Source organism: Vibrio sp. 1F253, assembly GCF_041439295.1.
Taxonomy (GTDB): Bacteria; Pseudomonadota; Gammaproteobacteria; order Enterobacterales; family Vibrionaceae; genus Vibrio; species Vibrio tasmaniensis_A.
This window is the reverse complement of the sequence record NZ_JBGONU010000005.1, coordinates 24,350-30,876: the sequence shown is the minus strand read 5'-3', so window position 1 is coordinate 30,876 and position 6,527 is coordinate 24,350. Positions and strand designations below refer to the sequence as shown.

Here is a 6,527-nt window from a genome sequence, read left to right as displayed (position 1 = left end):
AAAATATAGGTGCTCTAAAACGAGAAAACCCCAGCATTTCTGCTAGGGTTTTGAATAGTGGTGGAAGGATGGGGATTTGAACCCCAGATACGCTATAAACGTATACTCGCTTTCCAGGCGAGCGCCTTAAGCCACTCAGCCATCCTTCCACAAATTGTGTGTTGAGCTTGTCACTCAACGAGGCGCTACTTTATTGATTCTGCTTGCTTTGGTCAAGAGGCATTATCAAAAAAAGTGCCTTTTTCAGTTTGTTCGATTACAAATTAACTCATTAGATCAAAAACAAACCAAATTTCATTCTATCGTTGTACTTACGCTTGTTGCTTTTCTTAAGCTTGTTGATAGTAGCCCGGAACTCTAAACCATTTACGGCACATATCTAAGAAATAACCGTACAGCACGCCCATACCACATGAGATAACAGCGTTACTGGTGACAGCCGTAACAATCTGGTCGCTCGAAGCACCTACTGCCAATAAAATACCGGCATACACAGGTGACTGGAATAACACGTACGCCACCAAGTCAGACAAATTTTTCATCAATGAGTTTTGTGAAAGCTTTGCGCCGTTACGCAAGAACCAATCACGAAAGACTCCATAAGGCCAAGCGATAGCTATGTTTACCGGAATAGATAACGTTCGAGAAGCAAGAGACTGCTCAAACGTCATACCAGAAATAAACACTTCAACAATCATTCCAGAAATAAAACAGAAAACGACCATAGCGAATGTATCCGCAGCTGCGTTTCGAATACAGAATGGACCACGAGACTTCATTGACGATAAACCTAAAATATACCACTACTTAATTAGTGACTTAACAACACATAAACAAGGCAAGATTACACCTAGCCAGATAATGTCACTATTAAATCACAAGATAAGCAGTCATACATTCCAAATTAAAAATGAAGTTGTAAATTAACAACCAAAAACCACTTTAAAAGCAGTTGTTTCCACCAACAAAACCCACAACGGTCAAGTTGTGAGCAGTTTGTTATTATATTTCCGTAATTAAACAACAACTATGCCATGGGAAGATTTACCGTAATGGTATTGATGATTTCTTGTTCAGGAGTCAAACCGAGAGAAACCTGTTCTAAAGCTTTATCGACGTGATCTGTGAGCTTTGCATTATTCATAGGTTCAGCATGAACACGCAAGCTCTCTAATGCAGACTTAATCAGCGCTAAGTTATTATCTTCGAGCGCAACGTACAGCGTGACGAGTAGCTCTTCGGTGTTATCTTTGTTTCGTAGATCAGGTTTAGGTAATGACTCGCTGTTACTTTGCGAATCGTTTTTTTCTACATCTAGGCTATCAAGATCATGAGCTTTAACTTCATGGTATTGGTAAAGCTTGTTTGAATAGCGGAATAACGCATCATCCAACTCACGCTCATCAATCGGCTTGGCAATAATATAATCCACACCCGCACCAAGCATACGTTCGCGAGTCTCTTTAAATACATCAGCCGTACAACCAAACACCAGTACCGATGATATCTCGCCTATCAAAGCTCGAATTGCAGTGGTTGATTCAACGCCGTCCATCACTGGCATATGGTTATCCATTAATACCAAATCAAAGCGCTCAGCCACCACGGCTTGTATCGCAAGTTCACCATTTTCGACGCTCTTACAAGTGAAGCCTTTACTGCTCATGAAGGTTTCAATAATGACGGTATTGGTTCGGTTATCTTCGACAATCAGTACCTTCAAGCCAGAGTAATCTAACTTCTTATGTGGCAAGCTCTCTATTTCGCCAGGCTGGCAAGGCTTAATCTTCAAGCGAACATCGAAGCTGGTGCCTATCCCTTCTTCACTGGTGACGCTAATACTGCCCTCCATCAGTTGGGCAATTTCCTTCACAATCGCTAACCCGAGACCAGTACCGCCAAAGCGTCTCGTAGTCGAAGACTCAGCTTGTTCAAACGGTTTAAAAATACGTTTTTGTGCTTCTTTAGATATACCAATACCGGTGTCGCGAACTCGAATACTAAGGTAGGTGTCACTTCCTTCTACGACTTCTTTAAGATACACCTCGACAAAGCCTCGAGAGGTAAACTTGACTGCGTTGTTTAAGAGGTTAAATAAAATTTGGCGAAGGCGTGCTTTGTCTGAGAAGTACCAACGGCCAGAAGGCACTTCGGAGTACACTTTGAATTGAAGCCCTTTCTCGGAAGACAATGTGTAATAGACACTGTTGATACTGCCTATGATTGAATCAAGCGGGAATCGTGTTTCATCCAGATCTAACCGACCCTGCTCTATCTTTGAAAAATCCAAAATTTCATTGAGTAACGTCATCATATGATCACCCGAATCATACAGGCTCTTAAGATGCTTCTCTTGCTCTGTGCTCAAAGGGGTTTTCAGTAAGATCTGAGCCGTTCCTAATACACCATTCATCGGGGTACGAATTTCGTGTGACAAGGTCGCAAGAAAGGCCGTTTTGGCATTGGTTGAAGCTTGAGCTTTAACCTTCTCAGCTTCGAGATAGATGGTTTTTTCGTTGAAGGTTTTGATCAAATGTCCGATTTCATCATCACTGGAGTAGTCAACATCGATGGTCTCGCCTGCTTTAGAACTATCAACTTGGGCGGCAATCGTTGTGATTGGGCTTATCAAATAGCGGTTCAGTAAGTAATAACCTGCCATGACACACAATAATAACAGCGGCACAATACCGCCTTCAACGCTCATTACCTGACGAAACACTTCGTCTGCTACTCGTGATTTTGAGTTGACGACATCCACTTGCCATCCAAACTCTCCAAATTGGTTACTACTAATATAAATCCCATCAACGAGATTGAAGTTATGAGAAACCAACACTTGGTTGAGTTTGTCTCTTAGAGTAATACCAAGGTTGTATTCTTCCGCATGGTTCTTGATAAAGCCGAGCAACTCTTCGAGTGAGAGATCCACAGTCGCGACACCTGCAAAAGTTCCATCGTAATAGTAAGGTGAAGATGCTGTGATCATTTGAACATGTGTATATGGGTCAATATACACATTGCTCCATGCAATGGTTCCCTTCGCTTTGTTTACTACAGATGTATACCAATATTCGTTTTGATAAGGCGTATTTTTGGGGTTGTTATAAGAAAAGAGTTGGTCAATATCACCATCGTCGGCTTTGTTGAAAAAATAACTGTTAAGGATTTTATCAGAATCCAATGCATGCGGTTCTGGCCAAATACCTGCGCTGACGATCGTGTCATCGCTCGCCGCCAACATTGACTTAATAAATAACGGTATAACATCAGTATCACTGCGCTGCGCCTGAGCGAAACCAACCAAACTATCAACAAAACCTTGAGAGCTGCCGAGGGGTGCTGTAATCAATTCCGATAACAGTTGTGTACGTAAGTCGAGGTTTTGTTGCAACTTAGCACGTACAGGAGATTCTACGACGTAATACGTCACACTACCGACAATAGCAATGAACATTGCGAGGTATAAACCAAGCGCTACCATACTTTTTTTCTTGAGAGACGAGCGTATTTGCATAATTATCTTGTTATTTTCTTTTCTGTTTAACCTAGTGTTTATCACTAATGACATCAAGCGTTTTTAGATGAAGCTTGATTGGCGCAAGTTCATTGGTACTATAAGCACAAATATGTTCCCTTTTACGGTACCTCACTTTGACTTTACAAGATATTCTTGCGCTTCCAGAGTTGGAAGGAAAGCTAATCACAGAACACAAAACCATGGGCTTTGTCACTGCAATGGCAGCCGCTCCAAATGTGTTAACCCCTCATGAATGGCTACCATTCCTTTGGGGTGGCGAAGAAGTCGCACCTTTTACCAACGGTGAACAGCTGGAAAGCTACATTGAAGTTATCATCGCGCTTTGGAACAAAACCCGCCCAGAACTGATCGAAGGTACTTGGGGTTGGCCTGAAGCTTGTCAATTAGACGATGCAGAAGTTGTAAATACAGCAGCTCGCGATTTTTGTGAAGGCTTACTTCAAGGTTGGCAGATAGCCCGTGATGATTGGGAAACACTGATGCCCGAAGACAGCGAAGACAACGCACTGGTCGGCGGCGTGTTGCTTTCACTCAGCATGCTTTACGATCCAGAAACTTCCATTGCTACCCTTGCCGAACAAGGCATCGAAGGCCTTGAGCAGTTTGAAGAGATCTTTAACGCTGTGCCTGTGATGCTTTGCGGGTTAACGCAACGCGGTATCGCATTAGCCGAAGCTCAATAATTTTCCATTCTCTCTAAAGCGAGAGATATAAAAGAAATAAGCTGCGCTATATTCGAACGATAGTAAGAAGGCCTCACAATGAGGCCTTCTTTCGCTTCAGGAGAGACTAAATAGCCGCCTAAAAGCCTTTCCAATCGAAATGATCAATTCGCTCATCGGCAATGTAAAACAACTTAGTGCCGCTGCTGACAACTTGGTCTAACTCCGGATTAAGCTCTATACCACTCCCCGTATCAATCGCGATCAGCGTTGCTTTATACTTCTCTTTGAATACAGAGAAAATAGGCGCGACGGTTACAGGTTCGGCATCTTTAGGGTAATACGTCGAATACTGTGTCATACCTCTAGTTGAGCTTAAAAGCTCTTGATGAAGAGCACTTGAACCGGGATCAACCGCAGCTTTAGCCAGCATTTCGGCACCCACTGCCGGAATACATTCAGAGTTTGGGCAATGTTGATGCAGTAAATCGCTCAACGCCTCATCTTTAAAGTAAACCAGAAGATGAGCCTTAGGGTTTCGGTTCGCACAATAAAGCGCTGCAGACAGCGTGATGTCGTCTTCGGGGTTATCAATAAGAATACAGCTGGCTGACTCAATGCCCGTTTTCTCCATCTCTTTACCATCGGTGTAGCTGTTTACCTTAACGAAATTGATCTCACCGGGTAACGGATTTTCGATATCTGAACGCGTACATAATACGATTGGTCGCTTGCCCGTTTCTTCATGTTGCAGCATACGGATGAGATGAATGGTTCTTTGTTCATTCCAGCCCAACATCAAAATGTGGTTTTCCACTCTAACTCTCCTTTTACCTAACAAGCCCGCTCGCCAATATTCAACACCTTCTGTTGCCACCTTACCCAGTAAAGCAGCGAAAAGGCTGAGCCCTCCAGGGATAACAAACAAAATAACAATCCATCGCCCCGCTTCCGTTGTCGGTGACAAATCGCCATAACCAACTGTAGAAGCCGTCACGACTAAATAGTATGCAAATGTAGTAAACGAGTTGGTTAAGTCCGTTTCACCCGCTAAATACAATGTCGACCACGATAAAAACACGTAGCCGAGGAAAGTAAACAGTAGGTTTTTACCATTCAAAACAAAGATATTCGCTTTGACCCAACGTTTGAGTTGTAACCAGATTATCATTAGAGCCTCTAATCCATTCCTCTTAGTTACATGCTAGAAAAAATACATGATATCAACAAGATGTATCTTAAGAAAAAGGCACATGAGCCCAAAATAATGCCAATAGTCCACATTTAGGTACAAAAAGACTTAGAAATATCTACAAACAATTTCTGGAGTTAATCAAAACTGAGCAAAAAGTCATATGAGTTACTTCCCCAAAGGCACAATCAATGGAGTATGACTTACGGGATCATCAATAATAACGCTATCTAAGCCAAATACTTGCTTAACGAGTTTGGCGTCAATTAAAGACTTAGGTTCCCCTTGTGCGACAATTTCTCCACCAGCAAATGCAATCAGATGATCCGCATAACGACAGGCTTGATTCAAATCATGGAGCACGGCGACGATAGTGTGTTTTTTCTCTCTATTGAGGCTGCGGAACAACTCCAACAAATCGATCTGGTGTGCGACGTCCAAATAAGTTGTCGGCTCATCAAGTAATACTATCGGTGTCTTTTGTGCTAATACCATTGCGATCCAAACTCGTTGTTTCTGACCTCCTGATAGTTCATCAACCTGCCTCTCGGCCAAATCGGTGACACCAGTATCTTCCAGCGCTTGGAAGACCGCCTCTTGATCATCTAAGCTCCACTGCTTAAACAGTTTTTGATGCGGGTAGCGGCCTCTTGCTACCAAATCAACGACTCGAATCCCTTCTGGAGCTTGTGAACTTTGGGGAAGTAACCCCAACTCTCTCGCCAACTCTTTAGCTGGTACTTTTTGGATATTCTGACCATCTAGATAAATTTGGCCTTTAGAAGGTTTCAATAAACGGCATAAGCTTCTCAATAAGGTCGACTTTCCGCATCCATTAGGTCCGACAATGACTGTAAATTTACCTTCAGGAATATGAAGTTCGAGATTTTCACATATAACGCGATTCTCGTATGCAAGTTTAAGGTTACTTCCATTTAGTCGAGAGATGGTTTTGGATTTAACCGGTGTCGATAGGCTCATAAGTTTCTGATTTAATTTATGTTAAACAATATCCCCAAGTAACTTTTAGCTATTTGCTTATTTAGCTAATTACTTAACTAATTAGCTCTAGCTATTCAGTTACTTGGGAAAGCGTAGCATCAAGAATAGACTTGTTGCTGCTCAAGGTTAC

General features: G+C 42.4%; 5 protein-coding genes and 1 tRNA gene. 1 reads left to right on the top strand and 5 read right to left on the bottom strand.

Annotated features, from left to right (window positions below; all coding sequences use genetic code 11):
• Positions 1–58: 58 nt before the first annotated feature.
• The 3 genes from ACED28_RS04035 to ACED28_RS04025 form a co-directional block, all read right to left on the bottom strand.
• A tRNA-Ser gene (locus ACED28_RS04035) sits at positions 59–149 on the bottom strand.
• Between the two features lie 180 nt (positions 150–329).
• The gene (locus ACED28_RS04030; protein ID WP_371709341.1) at positions 330–779 is read right to left on the bottom strand and encodes an L-alanine exporter AlaE; all 450 of its coding nucleotides are present in this window, start codon (positions 777–779) and stop codon (positions 330–332) included.
• Positions 780–1,027: 248 nt separating this feature from the next.
• Entirely contained in the window at positions 1,028–3,484 is a 2,457-nt protein-coding gene (locus ACED28_RS04025) for an ATP-binding protein (RefSeq protein WP_371709340.1), read from the bottom strand.
• 170 nt (positions 3,485–3,654) lie between these two features.
• On the opposite strand from ACED28_RS04025, the gene ACED28_RS04020 reads away from it, so the two are divergent.
• Entirely contained in the window at positions 3,655–4,224 is a 570-nt protein-coding gene (locus tag ACED28_RS04020) for a UPF0149 family protein (protein ID WP_371709339.1), read from the top strand.
• Between the two features lie 118 nt (positions 4,225–4,342).
• Here ACED28_RS04020 and ACED28_RS04015 read toward each other — a convergent pair whose 3' ends face one another.
• Together ACED28_RS04015 and ACED28_RS04010 are read right to left on the bottom strand one after the other, a co-directional pair.
• Positions 4,343–5,374, bottom strand: coding sequence for a potassium channel family protein (locus tag ACED28_RS04015; RefSeq protein ID WP_009846405.1), 1,032 nt, complete (start codon positions 5,372–5,374; stop codon positions 4,343–4,345).
• Between the two features lie 189 nt (positions 5,375–5,563).
• A complete protein-coding gene (locus tag ACED28_RS04010; protein ID WP_371709338.1) occupies positions 5,564–6,376 on the bottom strand; it encodes an ABC transporter ATP-binding protein in 813 nt (270 codons plus the stop codon).
• Positions 6,377–6,527 lie beyond the last annotated feature (151 nt).

Coding starts and splice junctions, on each gene's coding strand:
- ACED28_RS04015 (WP_009846405.1), bottom strand. CDS start 5,374: ATGATAATCTGGTTACAACTCAAACGTTGGGTCAAAGCGAATATCTTT.
- ACED28_RS04030 (WP_371709341.1), bottom strand. CDS start 779: ATGAAGTCTCGTGGTCCATTCTGTATTCGAAACGCAGCTGCGGATACA.
- ACED28_RS04010 (WP_371709338.1), bottom strand. CDS start 6,376: ATGAGCCTATCGACACCGGTTAAATCCAAAACCATCTCTCGACTAAAT.
- ACED28_RS04025 (WP_371709340.1), bottom strand. CDS start 3,484: ATGGTAGCGCTTGGTTTATACCTCGCAATGTTCATTGCTATTGTCGGT.